Origin of the sequence: Cupriavidus sp. SZY C1, assembly GCF_032190535.1 — a bacterium.
Classification (GTDB): domain Bacteria; phylum Pseudomonadota; class Gammaproteobacteria; order Burkholderiales; family Burkholderiaceae; genus Cupriavidus; species Cupriavidus pauculus_C.
The window spans coordinates 197,736-218,518 of record NZ_JAUANU010000006.1; the positions used below are offsets into that span (position 1 = coordinate 197,736).

Here is a 20,783-nt window from a genome sequence, read left to right on the forward strand (position 1 = left end):
GCACATCATCCTCTCACCACCGACCAACGGACCTGGCATCGGATTCGTGCTGCTCTGCGGCAATGTCGGCCGACAGTGCCTTTGCGAGCCTCTTCGCCCATTCCCGCACCTGCTTGAGTTGATGGTCGGAAAGCTCAGTCAGAATGCTAATGATGTCCTGCCAGAATGCGGTTCGAGGCCCCGCGAACACGCCGGACCGAAGGTTCGCCGTAATGGAACTCAGGACGTCGGGGTCTCCGCCAAACTCGTCGATAAGCAACCGACCTAATCTTGTCCACGCGATTGATTCATCCTTGACCTCGATGACTCTCAGCATTCTGGCCGCCAGTGCCGGTGCACCAGAGCTTTGTTGAAACCAATTTTCCAAGACATCTTCCGGAAGGTGCGCCAAGGGAAAATCTGTTTCTGTCGCATTGCCGCGCAATCCTCTCCCAAGAAACGAACTCAATCTGTAGGTGAGCAAGCGGTGGTTACCCATGAGCGCGCCCGCGAAAACTGGCCAAACCACAGCTGAGTGAGAGCGCAAGAGCTTTTTTGCAACTTTGTCTGGCAATTCAGTCGATGATGAGCCCTGCGAGGCTGCTGTGACAAGTTGCTGCGCAATACTCAAGGCGAAACTGTCATCGACATCGTCTAGTAGCTTGAGCACGGTTTCTTCCCAGCTATGCATGTAACGCGACCGACCACCCCGAGGCAACAACAACCGCCCCGAGACATGAATGGCTCGAATCGTTGCTCGTAGTTCTGGCCACATTTCTTCGGTACGACCAAAGTAGGACATGTAGCCTATCTCTAAGGCTACCCACGCGGCGTCATCGCTAAGAGAGGCAATTTCCAGCACGAGTTCTGAAATCTCGCTTGCAGATAGGTGACGCAATGCTTGACCGTACGCCAGTCGCTGCAGCGAAAGAGCTCCTATGAGGTCCTGCTTGGCCAGGACAATTAGCTTGCGCAGGGTTTCAATGTCCGGGGAAACATAGCTCAATATTTCCACCGCAAATTGGTGGAGCTGTGTCTCTGAAAAAAGGGCTGCTACGAGCTGGCCTGTCCAAGCACTGTCACGGAGATGAGCAATGCTTGCAAATCCACACATCACGTTAAGGTCGACGACGGCGTCTTTGGAATTCCTCAAGACTTCAAGAGCAACGTGCAGGAATGCATCAGGGTGCAACATACTGCTAGCTAACTGCTTTCCAAACTCGAAGCCTGCGCGTTGTTCGCCCGTGAAGAGAGTGCGAACGTACGGCGCCCACTTGTCAAAGTCGGCCGCACAGTGTTGCGCCAACTCTATTAGTTTGCTGCTCAACGGTCCGGTTGAGCCATCGGACGGTTCGTGCGCGACAACAGACCATCCTGGACGGCTGACGTAGAGGGCAAGTTGGCCGGCAATATCGTCCACCGATGGCGACAGCTTCTCTATCAGTGCCTCTATGGCTGCGGCCCGTGTTTCATCGGCCCCAATGTCATATCGCGTCGCATCACGGAGTGAGTCAATCCCGTCTTCCCATGGCCGCTTGTGCCAGCTAATCGCGTAGTCAACGACTAACGTCGCCAACTCGTCAGCGTGAACACGAATGAATCCGCGCATATGTCCGGCGAGCAGTGGTAGAACATCATCAGCACGGCATCTTCCAGCTTCGACGGCCTCCTTCAAGTGCTCAAGCACCTGACGCCAGTACCCAATAACCTCTTCGAACGATTCGGGCTCATAGTCACGCAGTACAGGCCCGCTCCCTTGTTCTTCCGCGCCGCTCGTTCGGGTGAAGTATTCCGAGCGTAAGGCGATATCTACAGCCTTGAGGCCTAGCGCAACGGCTGTCGCTTCACTGGATGAAAGGAGGGCCGCTAGCCTATCGACCCGCTTTTCAAGCGAGACCTCGGTTCCAGGCAGATGAACCTGGAAAGTCTGGAGCAATGTGCCCGTCGCATTGTTTGAATACTGTTCATTCTCTGCAAGAGAGAGCTTGACCAGCGCGTCGGTGGCGCCTGAATAGGTATTGGCGCGAAAGATTAATTTACTTAATGCCCATACCCAATCCCGACGGCTGTTCCGAGCTCCACGCAGTGTTTCGATGTCAGTGTCTTCAATGATAAGGCCAAGACTCTTGCATGCGCTCTCGGGGTTCACTTCAGCAAGTGCGCGGAAGATGCGAGCGCCCCGGACGCTAAAGAGCACTTCCGCTTGACCAAAAGGGGCAGCTTCTTCGCAAAGCTGTGCCGTGACATTTCGCGCCTCCGGAAGAGTGTCTAGCATTCGAAGGCGTTCGCATAACGAGTCGACCATTGACTCTGGGATGCTCTCGAAGATTTGCAACGCGCGTTGAGGGGCAACCCCTTCCCACCAGTTACGGCACAGGCGCAGCGCAAGGGGATGGGGACGTACCCGAATGAAGCGACCGGTTGCTTCGATGACTCCGCGTCTGACGAACGAACGCACGTGTCGGTAAAAACGATGGGGGTTTACTTCTGAAATGCCAATGACCGACGCTGCCTCGGGGCCGTTGCCATCAGCAAACTCCAAGCTCTCGAATATGGAACATGCTTCGATTGTCCTTAGCGCGTCGTCGTCGGGCGCGCCGGCCGCACGACCCAGGAATCTGAATAGTGCTTCGGAGTCGACAAGTATCCCGTCAATGCCTTGCCCATTTGTGTAAGCGTCACACAGCAGATAGGCGAAGAATATGAACCCGCCTGCCAAGTGAGCAATCTTGCTGGCGTCTGAATCCGGCAGACCATTGATGTATTGTCGCGAGGCATCTGCAAGCTCGGTGGGAGCGCAAGGTTGCAAAATGAGCCGAGCAGCAACGGATAAATCTTCGGATGGATTGGCGAAGATGGATATCAAGCTTAGTTTTGAGGTCGATGCTAGCACTTCCCTTTCGAGCTGGGTGTGGACTTCCGGTAGGCAGTTGTCCACAACTAACACGCCAGATAGCCCATGCCTAACCCACTCGATGACCTGATTTGGCAACCCAGTTGAGGCATGGGCCGCGTTATAGTAGACCGTTCGAGGCGCTAGTCCCGGATTGGTTTCACTTGGCCCTAGTGCCTCAAGAACTAGACGGGTCTTCCCAAGACCAGGTAAGCCATTAAGCCTGATGGAACGACGCGGCTCGGACAGCGTGCGGCGAATCTCATCTAGCAGCTTGGAGGCGGTGCTTGTTTGGTGAAATGGCCATTGCCCGGCGTCGCTAGCATTCCATTCAGTCCAAGACTTCAGGCCTGGTACTATCGAGAAGCCGGTAACCGCCTGCACGTAGGCAACGGCGGGTAAATAGGAGTTCGCCCATCGAGCAATATCTTCTGCAGAATAAACAACAAACTGTGCAGATGCCGCGTGTGGATTTCCAAGCTCGGTCAGCTTTTCGCGCATAGCCTCGACACGCTTCAGCTTCATCTTCGCGTTCACCATTTCAGTGGTGAACAGAATATACGTCGCTGCCTCTGCAATTGCTTGGGCAACCAAGGGCTTTAGTGCTCCGTCCTCGGCAACCAACTCCGACGCGCATTTGGCTGGCGACATCTTTTCTGCCTTGCACTGGAACACTTGGAATCGTGAAGGGAGAAAGCTTGTTGCCTCTACTCCTTCGGTCCAGCGTATTGACGCATCGACCCCCCCATCTCCAGCTCGAATATTTAGGCCCACTTCGATAGAGTTCACCGGAATGCAGGCGGCCTCCGCTTCTAAGATTAGCAAGCGGTTGAGCAGGCTAGTCAGTTGGGCGTCGTCCAACTGGTTGACCTTTGCGGCGTTCGTTTCGAAGATGTGCATGTTCTCGTCTTGTACCTCGGCAAAGTGCCGGTGGATGTGGGATGACGTGGAGTCGGCTTGAATGGCACGCCGCACTGGAACGCGTGTCCCTCGTGTCTCAAAACTTCGGGGGGGTTATGCCAAAGAATTTTACTAATAATACGAGTTATCAGTAACAAGGAGTCCAGATGCCGCTGTCGCTCAGGAAGCAAGCCAGGGCAGACAGCACACTAGATTTTCCGCCGTTGTTCTCACCAATCAGTACAAGGGGCTCGTCCCATTCTATGTTGGCTTGGGCGATGCCCTTGAAGTTGGCGATGTCGAACTGGCGCAGTGCATGGCGTTTTCTTTCTATCCTTTCGGACGAGATGGCGTCTCTCTCGGAGCCAGTCACGGAACCCGAACTGGTCTAGGAGCGCGCGCCAAACTGCCGCTTACACTTTGTCTTCATTTCCGCAAGCACGGCGCCAGACGCAATACCCTGCTCAGGGTCGGCGCGAACAACGCAGTCGAGCGCCCATGCGGGCCACTCCTCTGGGCAATCGTCAATCGCTATCCAGCGTGATGGTTGTCGCCTCTTAACGTTCAGGATGACTTGGTCAGGCCGCGACATGCTCTCGAACCAAGCTTTACGCATTTCGCGTCTGTGAAATGTTCCGCCAATGCATCGTTCTTGTAGGCCCGCAGGGAGCTTCGACTTCGCGTGTTCGTAGCCGCCCTTAATAAGTTGCCATGAGGTCGAGAGAACAATCTTGACGTCGGGATAGGGTTGCAGCTCCTCTTCGAGGAGCGAAACATGCTCAAACAAAGTGTGCCCTGGACGATGCAGGAGTTCGATGCCATTCCTGGTCAGATATACAGAGTCTGGATGCAGCACGCCGTCAAAGTCTAAGTAGAGCACGTGCAGCGGACGGACCGGCGATACTTCTAATGTAGTCAACGCCACGACGCTCTCTTCTGGTGCACTCCGCGTGCAGATATCCCAGCACGCTACGGTGGTAGCTCATGCCCCAGTATTGGTGTCAGGGGAATTTTTGGCAATAGAAAAATACGTAAGAAGCGACGGCTTTCTTTAGGGTGATACATAAATCATTGAAAAAATCTTACCTGATAATATGCGTTATCAGGTAAGAAGACATCAATACGTTGCTATCGACAAAGGGCGAGCAGAGAGGCGAAAAAACTGGGCAAGGACAGGCTGTTTTTCCCGTGTTTCAATAAAACAACGAAGGTCGTATAGCGTCAAATTGGCAATCTGCCAACTTTTTGGCCTCGACATGTCGCGAGTGTTGACGATGCCCGAAATTCGTTGCTACCGTGGGCTCTCAGCATAGATTGAGAGGCGCGTCATGAGCCCCTACGAGGTACCGGAGGATTTCCCCAAGAATGATTGGTTGGGAGCTGTGTCGGGTGCTCAACCAAAGGTTCTGGTCCGCCAGAATGGCGACCGGTACGAAGTGTCTTCTGAGGAGGCCCGTTGGGCAAGGTATGACATATGCGAAGACCTGGCGCAACAACTGGTCCCCTACACCACGCGGAAAATGTCCGAGAACTCCTGGGCATTGGAAGATGCATTGCCGCGTATCGAAGCCGGGGTCGCCAAGAAGGTTCATAGCTGCCAATGGGACTTTTCTGCAGCGGAGGTCGTCTGGATTATGAAACGTGTCAGGGAAGTGATGGCGGCTCCGGCGCCTGGCCTGAAGCACTCGCCCCAGTGACGACCTTCAAATGCCTCAGCAATTCTCCGAGGTGGTCAATTTACTGTACAAGCCTCCTGCCGGTAGACGTCAGGTCTTCGCATTGTCTCGCCAGCAGGCTGAAAGGCTTCCGCGCCTGCAGTCCATTGCAATCATATCCATCACCTCCCCGGAGCGGCCACTGGCGAGCCTTGAGGGCTTCAATCACCTATTGCGGCTACGATTCGCCGACGTCGATTTTTTGAATCCGAACATCTCGAAGCGAGCGCAGAGCAGACTCTCCGATTCATTCCGTGCAGACCAGGCAAGGGAAATTCACGCGTTTGTTCGAGGATTGCCAGACAACGTGCCATCCGTAGTCGTTCATTGCGAAGGCGGATTTTCGCGTTCTTGCGCGGTTGCACTATCAATACATCGTTTGTATGGCTACGACACAGAAGTCCAGCATCTGACGGAAGCAAATCCATCAATTTTGAAGACAATGCTCGCAGCTTCTTAATTGCCGTCGAGCTACACTTACTAGAGGAGCGCAAGGTGATGATGTATGAGTCAACTGTCTCCCAGGACGGGCACCTCACCGTCCCTCCCGATGTTCTGAAGCTGCTTGGAGTAGGCCCAGGCGATACCGTTTGTTGGTATCAGCAATGGCCCGAGCTCAGAAGACTGACAGTACTCCGCAAGCGGCCGAACCCTTCGAGGGAAAAAATGACTGCAGCCCTTGCACTTTTAGTCGAATACCAAGCCGAAGTGGGTTCGGACAAGTCCTGCGCCGCAGATTTTCTTTCAGAGTCTCGGGAAAAGAGAGGTAGCCCCAGGTAAGACGCACCTATACTTAGTGCAGTCATGTGATTGCGCAACTGGTACGTGACACTGTGGAGCACCTGCTTTCAGCCAAAGCGCTCGCCGCCCGTTTGGGCGTCGCCGAGCAAACCATCTACAACCGCCATTGTTCTGGCGGTGACCTCCCCCCTGCTGTGAAGCTCGGTCGCCTGCTTCGATTCAGAGCTTCTGACGTCGAAGCCTGGTTGCAAGCTCTTAGCGGGTCCACGTCCGTGCAGTCAAAGCGCGCGCGTGGCGTCGGCGAGATGCCCTGAGGTCTGCAACCTCTCTCGAAGTACCTAGCATCGCATCCAGCGAAGAAATCGCCCCCGGCTGGAACCGGGGACGGATGCGCCAGCAGCGCGCTTACTCAGTGGATATCTGAGTATAAGCGCGGCAGTCGAATAGCCGCCGCTCAGCATGCGGAGGACAGATATTTTTCGAAGTAGTAGCGAGGACACAGCGAGTCAGCTGATGCGGCACACACACGAGGTGTGCCAATGTCTTTCAATTTCCCATCGGTCGAGAGCCGACCGCACTTTGATTCAGCGTCCGTTTCCCGGTTCGCTGAACTTGTCAAAAAGACCGTAACAAGTCCGAAAACGGCATGTCGGAAACGAAAAAGCGCAGCGAGAAAGAAGCTCAATCGCGTCATTACAGAGCAGAAGCGAATTGCAAAGGTCGCAGGGCTGTACGCAGTTGCGCTAACCTTGACGTACGAGGATTCGGAAGATTTCTCCTCGAAGCACATCAGCGGCTTCATGGACCGAGCGCGGAGGGAACTCAAAAGCTTGGGCCATCTCCTGCCTTACGCTTGGGTCCTGGAATCAGCAAGCCGGTTGCATTACCACCTCATCCTGTGGCTTCCAAGAGGCTACAAGCTTGATTCGGCCAAACTTCGCAAATGGTGGCCTTGGGGAAGTACATGGATGGAAGCGTGTCGATGCGTTAAGGCTTGGGGCCGATACCTCGCCAAGTTCAATAGCGTCGCGAAGTTGCCAAAGCGAGCACGTTTCCATGGCTGTGGCGGTCTGGATGAAGCTGGAAAGACTGCGGTAGTGCGTGCGGGATTTCCCCGCTGGCTCAGTGCTTTGATTCCCGCCGCTCATCGTGCGCGCCGGTGTGCGGGCGGCGGATGGGTGGATTTGATGACGGGCGAGATTTTCAGGTCCCCCTACGTTTGGACGCCATGGGGACCTAAGCTGCTATCCGGCCGGTCGCCGAGCTGCATTCCAGATAAAATCGCCGGTTACTTGGCACGGGGCGTAACGCCATGGGCCATATTTTGAAAATTCTATGCGTGCGGATACTTGATAGCCGATGCTTGACGACATCAAACGAACACTCTGGGCCACGGCCGATAAGCTACGCGCCAACATGGACGCTGCTGAGTACAAGCATATAGTGCTCGGCCTCATTTTCCTCAAATACATCTCCGACACATTCGCCGCCCGGCGTACCGAGCTGACTCGGCGCTTCGCCGATGAGAACGACGAGTATTTCCTGCACGATTGCGACGAAGAGTTGCTCACCGAAGAGCTGGAGGACCGCGACTACTACCGTGAGGTCAACGTATTCTGGGTCCCAGAGACCGCGCGATGGGAGCAACTGCGCGGCGCGGCCAAACAGACCGACATCGGCAAGCGCATCGACGAGGCGTTGGCGGAAATCGAGGCGGAGAACTCCAAGCTCAAGGGCATTCTGGACAAACGCTACGCCCGCGCTCAGTTGCCGGATGGCAAGCTCGGCGAACTGGTTGACGTGGTTTCCACCATTGGCTTCGGCGAGGACGCCAGCCGAGCGCGTGACGTACTCGGGCAGGTGTACGAATACTTCCTCGGCCAGTTCGCAAGTGCTGAAGGCAAAAAGGGCGGCCAGTTCTACACTCCTGCGTCCATCGTCAAGACCCTGGTCGCGGTGCTGGCGCCGCACCACGGCAAAGTGTACGACCCGTGCTGCGGCTCGGGCGGTATGTTTGTCCAGTCGGAAAAATTCATCGAGGCCCACGGCGGCAAGCTCGGCGACGTGTCCATCTATGGCCAGGAATCCAACCCGACCACCTGGCGACTAGCGGCGATGAACCTCGCCATCCGGGGCATCGACTACAACCTCGGGCGCGAACCGGCCGACACCTTCTTGCGGAATCAGCACCAGGACCTGCGCGCTGATTTCGTGCTGGCCAACCCGCCGTTCAACGTCAGCGACTGGTGGCACGGCAGCCTGGAGGGCGACCCACGCTGGGTCTACGGTACGCCACCGCGGGGCAACGCCAACTATGCTTGGTTGCAGCACATGCTGTATCACCTGAAGCCAAACGGCCGCGCTGGCATCGTGCTCGCCAACGGCTCAATGAGTTCCAGCCAGAACAGTGAGGGCGACATCCGCCGCGCGATGGTCAACGCTGACGTGGTAGAGGTGATGGTGGCCCTGCCGGGCCAGCTGTTCTTCAACACGCAGATTCCCGCCTGCCTCTGGTTCCTCGCCAAGCAGAAGAGCATGCGCCAAGGCGAAGTGCTGTTCATTGACGCGCGCAAGCTCGGCAGCATGATTAGTCGCGTGCAGGCGGAACTGACCGACGAGACCATCGAGCGCATCGCCGCTACCGTCGCCGCTTGGCGTGGCGAGGAAGGCGCCGACGAATACGCCGACCTCCCCGGCTACTGCCGCAGCGTCAAGCTCGCCGAGATTGCCGAGCACGGCCACGTGCTCACGCCGGGCCGCTATGTCGGCGCCGAGGAGGTCGAGGATGACGACGAGGCGTTCACCGACAAGATGCGGCAACTGACCGAAAAGCTCGGCGAGCAGATGGCCAAGGGCGCGGAACTCGACCAGTTGATTCGGCAGAAGCTAGGGGGGCTGGGGTATGAGTTCTAGCAAAGTGCTGCTCAGAGGCCTCTTGGTCGAGACGAAGGACGGCGAGTGGGGCAAGGATGCACCGTTTGACGGTAGCGTGGAGATGCACGTCATTCGCGGAACAGATTTCGACACAACCAGAGGAGGAGCGTTTGACGGTGTGCCTGTCCGCCAAATCGCCGGGAAAGCCGCTGCCAGGAAGTCACTTCAACCCGGTGACATACTCATCGAGACGGCAGGCGGCAGCAAGGGAAGGCCAACAGGAAGGACTGTTTTCCTGCGCTCAAAGCTGTTCGAAAAGGCAGCACTCCCCGTGACTTGTGCGTCATTCGCTCGATTCATGCGCGTCGACTCGAATCTTGCAGAACCTGAATTCGTTTATTGGTACCTGCAGTTTCTGTATTCAAACGGAACGATTGAAAACCATCAGGTCCAGCACACCGGCATCGCACGTTTTCAGTTTACGAAGTTCGCCGAGTCCACTCACATTGAGTTACCTGAGCGCTCGGCGCAACAGGAGATTGTTGGATTTCTTGGCGCCCTCGATGACCGTATCACCCTGCTGCGCGAAACCAACGCCACGCTTGAAACCATCGCCCAGGCGCTGTTCAAGTCCTGGTTTGTCGATTTCGACCCCGTCCGTGCAAAGCAGGAAGGGCGCGTGCCGGAAGGAATGGACGATGCCACCGCAGCGCTGTTTCCGGATGGGTTCGAGGAAACGGAGTCGGGGTTGGTGCCGAAAGGGTGGCAATTGGTACCCTTCGGCCAGCTCGTTTCCCATACTATCGGTGGTGATTGGGGAGGAGAGGAGCCGGACAGCAAGAACGATACGCGGGTAGCTATTATTCGCGGAACTGATATTCCGGACCTGCAAAGTGGAGCAAACAGTCGAGTTCCGATTCGATACACGTCTGCTAAAAAGCTAGCCAGTCGTAAGCTACAACACGGCGACATCATCTTGGAGGTTTCTGGCGGTAGCAAAGACCAACCTACTGGACGAGCTCTATACCTCACGGACAGGTTGCTTCAACAATTTGACTGTCCAGTCGAGCCAGCGAGCTTTTGTAGATTGTTGCGACCGAAATCCGAAGATGTTGGGATGGTTTTGGGGCTCCACCTGAGCTACATCTACGCGCAAGGGAAGACGTGGGAGTATCAGAATCAGAGTACTGGTATCGCTAATTTTCAAACGACACACTTTCTAGAAACGGAACTTGTCGCGGTGCCTTGCGATGAAGTTCTCTCTGAATTTGCAAGCATTGTTCGTCCAATGATTGAGCGGCTTCATCTGACCCAAGCGCAAAAGCTAGGGGAAATCCGCGATGCCCTTCTCCCTCGCCTGATTTGCGGCCAACTCCGCCTCCCGGGGGCAGAAGCAGAGGCCCTCGCAGCCTGAAGCCACCATGACAGAAGACCAATTGGAACAGGAAACGCTCGGCTGGCTCTCCGAGGTTGGCTACACCCGCCTTTTTGGCCCGGACCTCGCGCCGGATGGCGCCACCCCAGAGCGAGCTGACTACCGCCAGGTTCTGTTGGTCGAACGCCTACGCAGTGCGATTGCCAGGCTCAACCTTGGCATCCCGCTTGCGGCACGCGAGCACGCGTTGCAGCAGGTGCAGGACCTGGGCATTCCTGCGCTGTTGTCGGCCAACCGCCGTTTCCACCAGTTACTGGTCGGCGGCGTGCCTGTGGCATACCAAAAGGATGGCGAGACGCGTGGCGATTTCGTCCGCCTCGTCGATTGGGCCAATCCCGTGGCAAACGAGTGGGTTGCCGTCAATCAGTTCGCCATCAAGGGCCCGCATCACACGCGTCGGCCTGACCTGATGCTGTTCGTCAACGGGATGCCGCTGGTGTTGCTGGAGCTGAAGAATCCGGCTGACCAGAACGCCGACATCTGGAAGGCCTACGACCAGATTCAGACGTACAAGACTCAGATTCCGGACGTCTTCCAGTACAGCGAAATTCTCGTGATATCCGATGGCTCGCAGGCGCGCATGGGCTCGCTTTCGGCCAACGCCGAGCGATTCATGCAGTGGCGCACCATCGACGGCGTCACGCTCGACCCGCTAGGTCAGTTCAACGAGCTGGAAACGCTGGTGCGTGGCGTGCTGGCACCGGCCTACCTTCTCGACTATCTACGTTACTTCGTGCTGTTCGAGGACGACGGGGCATTGGTCAAGAAGATTGCCGGCTACCACCAGTTCCACGCTGTGCGTGCGGCCATCGGGCAGGTGGTGACGTCATCGCGTCCCGGCGCGAACCACAAGGGTGGTGTGGTTTGGCACACGCAAGGCAGCGGCAAGAGCATCACCATGACCTGCTTTGCCGCCCGCGTGATGCAGGACGCGGCGATGGAGAACCCGACCATCGTCGTCATCACCGACCGCAACGACCTCGACGGTCAATTGTTCGGCGTGTTCTCGCTGGCGCAGGACCTGTTGCGCGAACAGCCGGTGCAGGCCGGGACCAGGCAAGACCTGCGCGCCAAGCTCGCCAATCGGCCATCCGGCGGCATCGTGTTCGCCACCATCCAGAAGTTCATGCCAGGCGAAGATGAGGACACCTTCCCCGTGCTCTCGGACCGGCACAACATTGTTGTTATCGCCGATGAGGCGCACCGCACCCAATATGGCTTCGAGGCCCAGCTGAAAGGCAAGCCGGGTCAGGAAAAATACCAGGTCGGCTACGCGCAGCACCTGCGCGATGCGCTGCCAAACGCCACCTTCGTCGCCTTTACCGGCACGCCGGTCTCGAGCGAGGACCGCGACACGCGCGCCGTGTTCGGCGAGTATATCCATGTCTACGACATGCAGCAGGCCAAGGAGGATGGCGCCACGGTCGCCATCTACTTCGAGTCGCGCCTCGCGAAGCTGTCGCTGAAGGCGGAGGACCTGCCGCAAATCGATGCCGAAGTAGACGAGCTGGCGGAGGATGAGGAGGAAAGCCAGCAGGCCAAGCTGAAGAGTCGATGGGCGGCGCTTGAGAAAGTCGTAGGTGCGGAGCCCCGCGTGGCCGCCGTGGCGGCCGACCTGGTGGCGCACTTCGAGGAACGCAACAGGGCCCAGAACGGCAAGGCCATGGTGGTGGCCATGAGCCGGGAGATTTGCGTCCACCTCTACAACGAAATCATCAAGTTGCGCCCGAAGTGGCACGACGCCGACCCAGAAGAAGGCACTGTCAAAATCGTGATGACAGGCTCGGCGAGTGACAAAGCCCTCCTACAGCCACACATCTACAACGGGAAAGTGAAGAAGCGACTGGAGAAGCGTTTCAAGGACCCGACTGACCCGCTGCGCTTGGTCATCGTCCGAGACATGTGGCTCACTGGCTTCGACGCGCCGTGCGTGCACACGCTGTACGTGGACAAGCCCATGAAGGGCCACAACTTGATGCAAGCCATTGCACGTGTGAATCGCGTGTTCAAGGACAAGCAAGGTGGCCTAGTTGTCGACTACATCGGTATCGCCAACGAGCTGAAGAGTGCGCTGAAGGAATACACCGCGAGCCATGGACGAGGCCGTCCGACCGTTGATGCCGCTGAGGCCTACGCTGTGCTGGAGGAGAAGCTCGACATCCTGCGCGGCATGCTGCATGGCTACGACTACAGCGACTTCTTGACCGCAGGCCATAAGTCTCTTGCGGGCGCCGCTAACCATGTGTTGGGGCTGAAAGACGGCAAGAAGCGATTTGCAGATACAGCGCTCGCTATGAGCAAGGCGTTCACGCTGTGCTGCACGCTGGACGAGGCAAAGACCGTACGTGAGGAAGTGGCTTTCATGCAGGCAGTGAAAGTCATTCTCACTAAGCGAGAGCTAAGTGACAAGAAGAAGACCAACGAGGAACGCGAGCTTGCCATCCGGCAAATCATCAGCTCGGCTGTAGTGTCTGAGAAAGTGGTAGATGTTTTCGAGGCGGTCGGGCTCGACAAGCCCAATATCGGCATTCTCGATGATGAATTCCTCGCTGAAGTCCGAAATCTGCCTGAGCGCAACCTAGCGGTGGAACTGCTGGAGCGACTTCTGGAGGGAGAGATTAAGAGCCGATTCTCGGGAAATGTGGTGCAGGAGAAGAAGTTCTCTGAGATGCTGGCCAACGTCGTCACGCGCTACCAGAACCGGGCGATTGAAACTGCCCAGGTCATCGAGGAACTCATCGACATGGCCAAGAAGTTCCGGGCAGCAGCCAGCCGCGGCGAGGAACTTGGTCTGACTGAGGACGAAGTCCGTTTCTATGATGCCTTGGCCAACAACGAATCTGCCATTCGCGAGTTGACTGACGAGACGCTCAAGAAAATTGCCCACGAACTGACCGAAAATCTGCGGCAGAACATGACGGTGGACTGGTCGGAGCGTGAAAGTGTCCGGGCGAAATTGCGCCTCATGGTCAAGCGCATTCTACGGAAATACAAGTACCCGCCGGACCAGCAGGATGGTGCCGTGGAGCTCGTGTTACAGCAGGCGCAGGCACTGGGAGAGGCGTGGAGCTAAACTGTCGGAGGTGTCCTGCGATACCCCTTACTCTGGTAGTACAGATTGTTGCGGTTCCGCGGCCAAACTGATGTGTTCGAGACGCCAACGCTTCAGGCGCTTGAAAATGTCATAGGTCAAGACGGACTCCGACAAAGGCTCGCAAGAATGCAGTTCAATCTGCTGCCACGACCTTGTCTCAGCATTAAAGAGCTTCTCTCTGAATGCCTTCTCGATGGCTTCCGCAGCGGTCTGTGCAGCGTTTTCGGCTGCCTCGAAGTCAGGCTCAGCTGCGTGAAGAATCGTGATGTCGAGGGTGTAAGTATCGTTGGGCCCCTCTCGCTTGACCTCTTGGCCGCCATCAACGTCAAAGAAAACTCCGACAATCATTTCGCCATGAGGCCTCACTGCCTTGGCAATCTTCTCGTGGAGTTTCGCGTCCTTGTTAGTCAGGCGGCGCTCGAACTCATCCGGAAACGCTGAACGCCGATACCGGCTCGCCAGCCACATCTGAAAGATGGCGTAGTTCTTGGGAGAGAGCAGGGCGTCTTGCCGTGGCGCAAAGTCGTTCAGTGCGGCTTTGCTGACAGTTACCTTCTGGGTAGCCTCAAACTCCGCCCAGAAATTGGCATCACCCGCGAATTCGATGTGGAGCTTGCGCGCGTTCTTCGCGTGCGTGCAGTTGCCATCTTTTTCTGCGAGGCGGCCAATTACGACTTCTATGGCGGGCTCTCCCTCGGGGTCCTGGGCTAAATCACAATCGTGGGTCGCGACAACGACAACGGACTGTTCGGGACTGACTGGGTGGCGAAGCCCCAGCGCTTCCATCGCAACATCGGGAAGCAAATGTCCTTGGCGCCAAGGTGTGTCGCGATTCCACTCCGCCACGTTCTACCTCAGACCGGGTCGCTGGGCGACGGTAGGTCAAAGTCGGCAGTTGCGGGCGTCTTTGCGCGGTTCGCAAATCGAGCAGTCATGCGTTCCCGCTGCGCCGCCTCGCGCTTGTGAATGCGGACCAGTGTCAGTGCAGCTTCCCGGGCAGGCTCGCCTGCCTGAGCAGTTTGCATAAGTGTTTTGCCATTGGGCAATTTGCGCTTAAGCAGGGCGGAATTTTTTGCGATGCCTTCATGCGCAAGCACATCCGCAGCTTGTGCGAGGTCTCGTAGCTTCGCAGCATTTTCTTGGGCAACTGGCTCGCCGCTGAGCCAGTTATAAACGGACTGGCGCGATACGCCGAATGTCGCTGCAATGTCGGAGACGGCAGGATTTAAGACATCTCGAATGCGGGCCAAGTCTTCGCCAGGCGACCGAACTGGTTCGGCTTCAACAATCTCATACGGCGAAGCTCCATGCATTGCCGGCTGACCCGTTCGCAGAAGCTGTTCAATCGAAATTTCGCCGCCCGTGCCAATCGTGGCAAGCGCGGCACCGGCCGCAGCAAATATGCCACCGACCAAGCGAACTACGCTTGTGCTTCCGCCAGTGGAAACAGAACGCTCCAGCGCCCATCCCCCATAGGTCATGGTCGTGCTCACAGTGTCTCCCCTCAGGCCCAGGAAGCCATGGCGTATTCCGTCACCGTCGCTCGGAAGGACCTGTCTATTTCGTCGTGCAGCGCTGAGAGTTGAGTGCTTACTTTTGACAATTCGAAAGCCTCTCGCTGCGCAATGGAAGCATCCGCGTCGATTATGGCATGCGGTCCTGCGGCTTGCGTAAAGCGGGGGGCAATGGCCGGTGTATGTCCGGTCAATTCCTGTGGAAGCCCCACATGTCCGTCCCGAATAACGACGCGGGAAACCAACTGGCCCGCGCCTGTCGCGACAGTTGTCTCGCTTATCGATTGCAGTAGCTGTCCCCCGCTGCGAAACGAAAGACCGAGAACTTCCGGTACGAGAAAGTCCTTGAGAGACTCCGACTCTTTCGAGGGTTGAACTGCATCAAGATACCGAAGGCCAATCCGTTCGACGAAATCCAGGCCCAGCGCGTCGTTCAAAATGCTCAGTCCCTTGAGCAGGGTCGCCGAGAATGTCTCGAACGTTTCGTAGTTCGAGGTTTGGAACGACATGGCGTTGGTTTCCACCAAGAAGAGCTCGGTGTCCTGAATGTTGCCGAACACAAACCGCGACTGAGAAGCAAAGGGAAGGCTTCCCGCAGCAGATTGCGCCGCGTCTGCCTGACCAAACGGCAACACAAAGCGCTGCACGAGTTCGTGCTTAAATACCGGAAAGTGCTCTTTTCGCAACCTCTCTTGAATCGCCGGAATGTAGGCTTCCAGATTCAGAATGGGATTGAAGTGGACCTGAGCGACGGTGTAGAAGACTGGCGCGTTGTTCAGCTTCTTACCCATGACATCCTCTGTTGTTATGTACTTGACAAGCGGGTTGACACTTTACACTCTAGTTGACACTGTGCCTACCGAAAAGTGCCCTGTCTAGTCGTCTTTGCTCCCGGATAGCTCGAGACGGTCGCCGTGGCTTAGTTTCTGGACGAAAAACAGGTGGGGGAGCTCCCCTTCGAAGCCCCGCCTGCGGGCTTCCTGCAGCAGAGACCAGGATTGGACGCGCACGCCATGAAACCCTGGCTGGCGCGCGATGCGCTCCAGTGTCCCCGCCAATGCCGTGAGATGCCTCAGATTCGCCTGTGAGGCAATCAGGGCATGCAGGTCGGCCATGTCCTCCCGGGGGCGACGCCAGGTCCATGTAACGCCGTCTTGGCTAACGTATCGGGCGAGCTCGTAGCCCAGCCACCGCAGGCGAGGCTTTTCCCTTGTCGTACGCAGGTGTTCGGTCTCGAGCCCGTCCCCGTCAGTGGCGAGGAGCAGCCAATGGACTTCCTGGGCCTCCGGCGGCCAGTACATGACCAGCAGCGCGCTGGCGAGTCCCTTCTGCTTGCGGGTGAGGCGCTGTGCTGGCGTGCATCCGATGTAGTACAAGGCATGAAACTTCCTCGCTAAGGCTTCAGCCTTGCTTACCTTCACTCTCCCAAACGTGTATCGGTGGTAGCCCCGGGGGACGCAGTCGAGGATGCGGGCCAGGGCGGCAGTCTTGCTGCGGGCAATCGGAGTGGTCGGCGGGGTGGCTGGCAAGGAGGTTCCAGGTAATGGGCATACCTGGGTATAGCTAGACGCCGCGCCATCAAAGTGTGATTGGGTTCTGCGGGTATGAGACGTAATGATGTTCCGAGCAACGCTCGGCCAAAGCGGGAAGGCTCCAAAGTCCAGAGCGCGGAAACTGCGCCGTTACAACGTCAAGAGCTGAGGGGCTCCACGCGCTCGCGGTTTACGCAACGCCCCCCGCGTCACGCTTAGCCAGCAACGCTCGACACTTCCCTAGCTCTTTCCTGAGCGTATCGATTTCTTCCTGCATGCCCGAGGCTCGTTTAAGAAGGCCCCCTATCTTGTACCAGTACGCGTATCCCAAGTCGCCGTCCGCCAAGCCAAGCTCATGAAACTTGCGTAGCGCTATTTCAAGGTCCAGCTGTTCGTCGTCTTGCATTGTTCTCTCTCGTGGAATCTTTGCGCGGCAATCTCAGTTTGCTTGCAACTGCCGTGTCGCCGTGTCCATGTTACAGCGTGATTGCGTCAGTGAGGCGATGCTATACGGCGGTAGGGCAAGCATTGTGAAAAGGGCTTCTTCCCCTCGAGAGTCGGGATGGCTCGCATGCACGGCAGTCTGCTCGGTGAGCCCATCGGCGCTTGCAAGGAGGGTTCAGCGAGCAGACCGCCAACTGCAAAACACACACATGTCGAAAGACACGCGAAAGGTAGCCAACCTTTCGCACACCGCCTTAGCTGCATGCCGGGTAACGCTGGCTGGTGCGGCTGAAACGGGCGCTTGAGGGCGACAGCCCTCCCTCGACCCAATCGCTGCCATGGGCAGGGTGTTGGGCGACACGGAAACGGGAGCTGCAGTAATGCAGACCGACCCTGTTGACTAGTGAACCGGTGAAAATCCGGGCTCTGGGACGTTCGGAACTGAACGGCGTGACAGAGACCGCGCGTGTAGGCTGCTGATGCGCTAGAAATGGCGTAGGTGTACCGGGAAACAAATAAGCGGGAGCTGCAACTCCTGTCCTGGGTACATGGCACCTCCGTAATGGGAGGGTCGCTGGATAGCTTAAGCACGTAACTAGGGGTGAGAGTCCCCTTTATCGCGGTAAGGAACCTTGGGTACGCCCCTTCCGGGGGTGATTCGTTGATGACGGTTGAAGGTGGGTAGGCGCCTGCTATGGAACATCGGGGCGCCGAAACCGGGCAACCGGGTAAGCGTATGCGATGCCTTCGAACTCGAGACGACGTATTCCTAAATCGTGGTTCCGACACAGCCAACTAACGTGGGAATCTCTGACGGCCATTTGACCAGGGTGGCACCTGGAACGGCGCAAGAGAAGGAGCGGCGAAGAGTAGAGTCTGAGCGAACTTCGAGACCTAATCAGTCAAGAGGGGAGCGAACCGGAATTCGGTACTCGAAAACTGCCAGCGGTGGAAACTGTGTGTGTCCCCTTTGGGGTGTGGGCTTGGCGGCCCGTTGTAGTGATGTGCCGACCGTTTTCCTTGGCGGGAGAATGGTCGAACTCCGGCCTTGGTCGGTCGGATAGCGAGAAAGGTGCAACATCTCACAGGAATTTTTAAACTCAAGACCGGGCGTCAAGCTCGATGCCCGGTCTTCCTTTGCGGCGCAAACTACGACTTCCGGTACGGCGCCGTGGAGCTCTGCGTGCTGGTGATAGCTGCCCGCGTTTCACGGTCAACTATGCCGCCTTGCGGCCAAAGTTGACCCGCACCACATTGCTTTGCCGAGCGGGTTCCTCAGAAGGCTCGACGGTTTCCGTGCATTCTTTCGAACCGGTCAGCTTTGCCTTGTAGCCGGCGGGCAGCCGCCCTACTTCCTCTTCGTCGCCGTGCATCATTTGCGCGACGTCAACAGCCTTGATGTTGATGTACCGCATCGCCATTTTGACTGTCTTATGGCCGGTGATTTGCATGATGACCGGCAGGTTGCCATTGAACTCACGCGCGTATCGGGTAGCGGCCGTGTGGCGAAGGTCGTGCAACTTGACTCCCCTCACGCCGGCCTGTTCGCATGCCACACGCCAGGCCTTCCCGATGGCCTCATAGGTGGTCGGAAAAATCCTGTCACCCGCGGATACTGTGCCGGCCTGGACACGGAGTCCTTGGAGCAGCGCGATGGCTTCAGGGTTGAGCGGAACATCGCGCTTGCCGCCCTTGCTGTCCTGCAGGCCCAACACGCGGCGGGTCCAATCCACATCTCCCCAGGTCGCATATGCCAGGGGTTCGCAGGACCGCATGGCGGTCTCCAGCATCAGGCAGACAATGGGCAGCGCATAGGGGTTCTTGTATCGCGCCAGCGCCTTGCCAATTGCCCTCCATTCGTCATTCGTTAACACCCGGTCCCGCGCATTATCCACGGCCGGTGCTTTGACGTCGCTCGCTGGATTGCCTTGAGGAGCTCGCCATTGCCACACACGTCTGGCATGGTTGAACAGTCGGCGCAGTTCTGCACGCTCGTGGTCAATCGTCGCAGGGCCATATCCCTCGCTTACCATCGCATCGATGAGTGTCTGGACCTGATGCGTGGTGACGTCGGCCATCCTGGTGGCGGCCAACTGTGTCCGAATCTGGTCGGAGCGGATTGTCTGCGTGGCCTGCGCCGCTCGGTGGGTCTGCAGACTGTTCGGAATCGTTCGTTCGGTTTCTCGGGCCAGTGAAACCTCCCAATACCGTCGTGCCCCGCCTGCGGTGTGTACAGCCTCGGTAAGTTCGATTACTGGTAAGCCGAGCGCGCGCAGATATCGATTGATACGGTTCTTGTCCTGGGCGGCACCCTTGAGGAACGGGAAGCGTTGAACTGCATAGCTGGAGAAGGCCGTGGCCAGCGTGGTCTGATATGGGCCGTGCCCGGAAACGCGCGAGGCGTCCGTGTATTCGACTTTGATTTTCGCGATGGCCTGCTTGGCCTCAGCCTCCGTGGCGAAACCTGAGCGATAGATGTCTTGTCCGCGGATACGCAGGCGGAATGCCCAGCCCTTGCCCTCTGCATAGGCCTTAGCCATGTTGCACCTCAGTGCGATGGTTCAGCAGGCATGCATAGCGAGGGGACAGCGTAGTGTGCATAGCAACTCCGAAGTGGGGGAGTTGCGGTATAGGCAAACGGAGCGTCGATGACAGGTGCCATAAGCGCAATCGAGCGAAATAAATCGCGCTCGCGCGCACCGCTACCATTCTCAGGCACCGATGACACTGTCAGAAGAGTGTCAGATAAAAACACAAAGCCCAGCGCGAGGCTGGGCTAAGTGCTTGAATCTTATGGTGGCCTGGGACGGAATCGAACCGCCGACACAAGGATTTTCAATCCTCTGCTCTACCGACTGAGCTACCGGGCCAAAGAAGCGAAACTATAACGGGCGGGGCTGGACGCGTCAAGCGTTTTCTGAGCGGCGCTTACTGCTCGGTTGGCTCGGGCTTGTTGCGGCCCAGTTCCACGCCAAGCTGCTTGAGCTTGCGGTAGAGGTGCGTGCGTTCCAGGCCCGTTTTCTCGGCCACGCGCGTCATGCTGCCGTGTTCGCGCACCAGGTGGTATTCGAAGTAGGCCCGTTCGAACAGGTCGCGTGCTTCGCGCAGCGGCATGTCGAACGAGAACTGCATCTCGCCCTCGGGCACACCGCGCGACGGGTTGCCGTTGGTGGCGGTCTCGGCGGGCGTCTCGGCCGGCGCGGCGACGGTGCCGGGCGCTTCGGGCGTGCCGGATGGCGTCATCGGGGCGGCGGCCACGGGGGCGGTGCGCGGGCGCTCGACGCCGCGGGCCAGCCCGGCTTCCACGGCCGACAGCAGCTTCTGCAGCGCGATGGGCTTTTCCAGGAAGTTCAGCGCGCCGATCTTGGTCGCTTCCACGGCGGTATCGATCGTGGCGTGGCCGGACATCATGATCACCGGCATCGTCAGATAGCCTTGCGCCGACCACTCCTTGAGCAGCGTGACGCCGTCGGTATCCGGCATCCAGATATCGAGCAGCACCAGGTCGGGTGTGGCCTGCGCGCGGAATTCGCGCGCCTTCTGGGCGTTTTCCGCCAGCTCGACCACATGTCCTTCGTCACTGAGGATCTCCGAGAGCAGTTCCCGGATTCCCATTTCGTCATCGACTACGAGGATCGTTGCCATACTTCCCCTCTTAACCC

16 protein-coding genes and 1 tRNA gene are annotated in these 20,783 nt (G+C 57.6%); 6 read left to right on the plus strand and 11 right to left on the minus strand.

The annotated features are described in order from the left end of the window. Positions 1–13: 13 nt before the first annotated feature. From QTN24_RS12125 to QTN24_RS12135, 3 genes are all read right to left on the minus strand, one after another. Positions 14–3,772 (minus strand): hypothetical protein, encoded by a 3,759-nt coding sequence (locus tag QTN24_RS12125; RefSeq protein ID WP_313837330.1) that lies wholly within the window; start codon positions 3,770–3,772, stop codon positions 14–16. Between the two features lie 148 nt (positions 3,773–3,920). After that, positions 3,921–4,145, minus strand: coding sequence for a DUF2813 domain-containing protein (locus QTN24_RS12130; RefSeq protein ID WP_313837332.1), 225 nt, complete (start codon positions 4,143–4,145; stop codon positions 3,921–3,923). Positions 4,146–4,160: 15 nt separating this feature from the next. After that, positions 4,161–4,697 (minus strand): HAD domain-containing protein, encoded by a 537-nt coding sequence (locus QTN24_RS12135; RefSeq protein ID WP_313837333.1) that lies wholly within the window; start codon positions 4,695–4,697, stop codon positions 4,161–4,163. 403 nt (positions 4,698–5,100) lie between these two features. Here QTN24_RS12135 and QTN24_RS12140 point away from each other — a divergent pair, with 403 nt between their 5' ends. The 6 genes from QTN24_RS12140 to QTN24_RS12165 all read left to right on the plus strand — a co-directional run bounded on the left by QTN24_RS12140 (position 5,101) and on the right by QTN24_RS12165 (position 13,610). Next, positions 5,101–5,469: a hypothetical protein gene (locus QTN24_RS12140; RefSeq protein ID WP_313837334.1), complete on the plus strand. Its 369-nt coding sequence runs from the start codon at positions 5,101–5,103 to the stop codon at positions 5,467–5,469. A 10-nt stretch (positions 5,470–5,479) separates the two neighbouring features. Continuing rightward, entirely contained in the window at positions 5,480–5,947 is a 468-nt protein-coding gene (locus QTN24_RS12145) for a hypothetical protein (RefSeq protein WP_313837336.1), read from the plus strand. 373 nt (positions 5,948–6,320) lie between these two features. After that, positions 6,321–6,542, plus strand: a complete 222-nt coding sequence (locus QTN24_RS12150) for a helix-turn-helix domain-containing protein (protein ID WP_313837465.1) — start codon at positions 6,321–6,323, stop codon at positions 6,540–6,542. 1,045 nt (positions 6,543–7,587) lie between these two features. Continuing rightward, entirely contained in the window at positions 7,588–9,141 is a 1,554-nt protein-coding gene (locus tag QTN24_RS12155) for a class I SAM-dependent DNA methyltransferase (protein ID WP_313837338.1), read from the plus strand. Then, on the plus strand, positions 9,131–10,516 hold the full coding sequence (locus QTN24_RS12160; RefSeq protein WP_313837340.1) for a restriction endonuclease subunit S: 1,386 nt from the start codon (positions 9,131–9,133) through the stop codon (positions 10,514–10,516). Before QTN24_RS12155 ends, QTN24_RS12160 begins: the two co-directional genes overlap by 11 nt. A 7-nt stretch (positions 10,517–10,523) precedes the next feature. Further along, positions 10,524–13,610 carry a type I restriction endonuclease subunit R gene (locus QTN24_RS12165; RefSeq protein WP_313837342.1) on the plus strand — a complete coding sequence of 1,029 codons (3,087 nt, stop codon included), beginning with the start codon at positions 10,524–10,526 and terminating at the stop codon, positions 13,608–13,610. Between the two features lie 27 nt (positions 13,611–13,637). Here QTN24_RS12165 and QTN24_RS12170 read toward each other — a convergent pair whose 3' ends face one another. The 8 genes from QTN24_RS12170 to QTN24_RS12205 form a co-directional block, all read right to left on the minus strand. Beyond that, on the minus strand, positions 13,638–14,417 hold the full coding sequence (locus QTN24_RS12170; RefSeq protein WP_313837343.1) for a hypothetical protein: 780 nt from the start codon (positions 14,415–14,417) through the stop codon (positions 13,638–13,640). Between the two features lie 68 nt (positions 14,418–14,485). Then, positions 14,486–15,124, minus strand: coding sequence for a hypothetical protein (locus tag QTN24_RS12175; RefSeq protein WP_313837345.1), 639 nt, complete (start codon positions 15,122–15,124; stop codon positions 14,486–14,488). A gap of 11 nt (positions 15,125–15,135) precedes the next feature. Then, entirely contained in the window at positions 15,136–15,936 is an 801-nt protein-coding gene (locus QTN24_RS12180; RefSeq protein ID WP_313837347.1) for a TIGR04255 family protein, read from the minus strand. An 84-nt stretch (positions 15,937–16,020) separates the two neighbouring features. Beyond that, positions 16,021–16,521, minus strand: a complete 501-nt coding sequence (locus QTN24_RS12185) for a hypothetical protein (RefSeq protein ID WP_313837349.1) — start codon at positions 16,519–16,521, stop codon at positions 16,021–16,023. Between the two features lie 346 nt (positions 16,522–16,867). Then, complete coding sequence (locus QTN24_RS12190; RefSeq protein WP_313837351.1) at positions 16,868–17,083, minus strand: hypothetical protein; 216 nt, start codon at positions 17,081–17,083, stop codon at positions 16,868–16,870. 1,255 nt (positions 17,084–18,338) lie between these two features. After that, positions 18,339–19,661 (minus strand): site-specific integrase, encoded by a 1,323-nt coding sequence (locus tag QTN24_RS12195; protein ID WP_313837353.1) that lies wholly within the window; start codon positions 19,659–19,661, stop codon positions 18,339–18,341. A 254-nt stretch (positions 19,662–19,915) separates the two neighbouring features. Further along, positions 19,916–19,991 (minus strand) — tRNA-Phe (locus tag QTN24_RS12200). A gap of 58 nt (positions 19,992–20,049) precedes the next feature. Further along, positions 20,050–20,766 (minus strand): response regulator, encoded by a 717-nt coding sequence (locus QTN24_RS12205; RefSeq protein ID WP_124682853.1) that lies wholly within the window; start codon positions 20,764–20,766, stop codon positions 20,050–20,052. Positions 20,767–20,783: the final 17 nt, after the last annotated feature.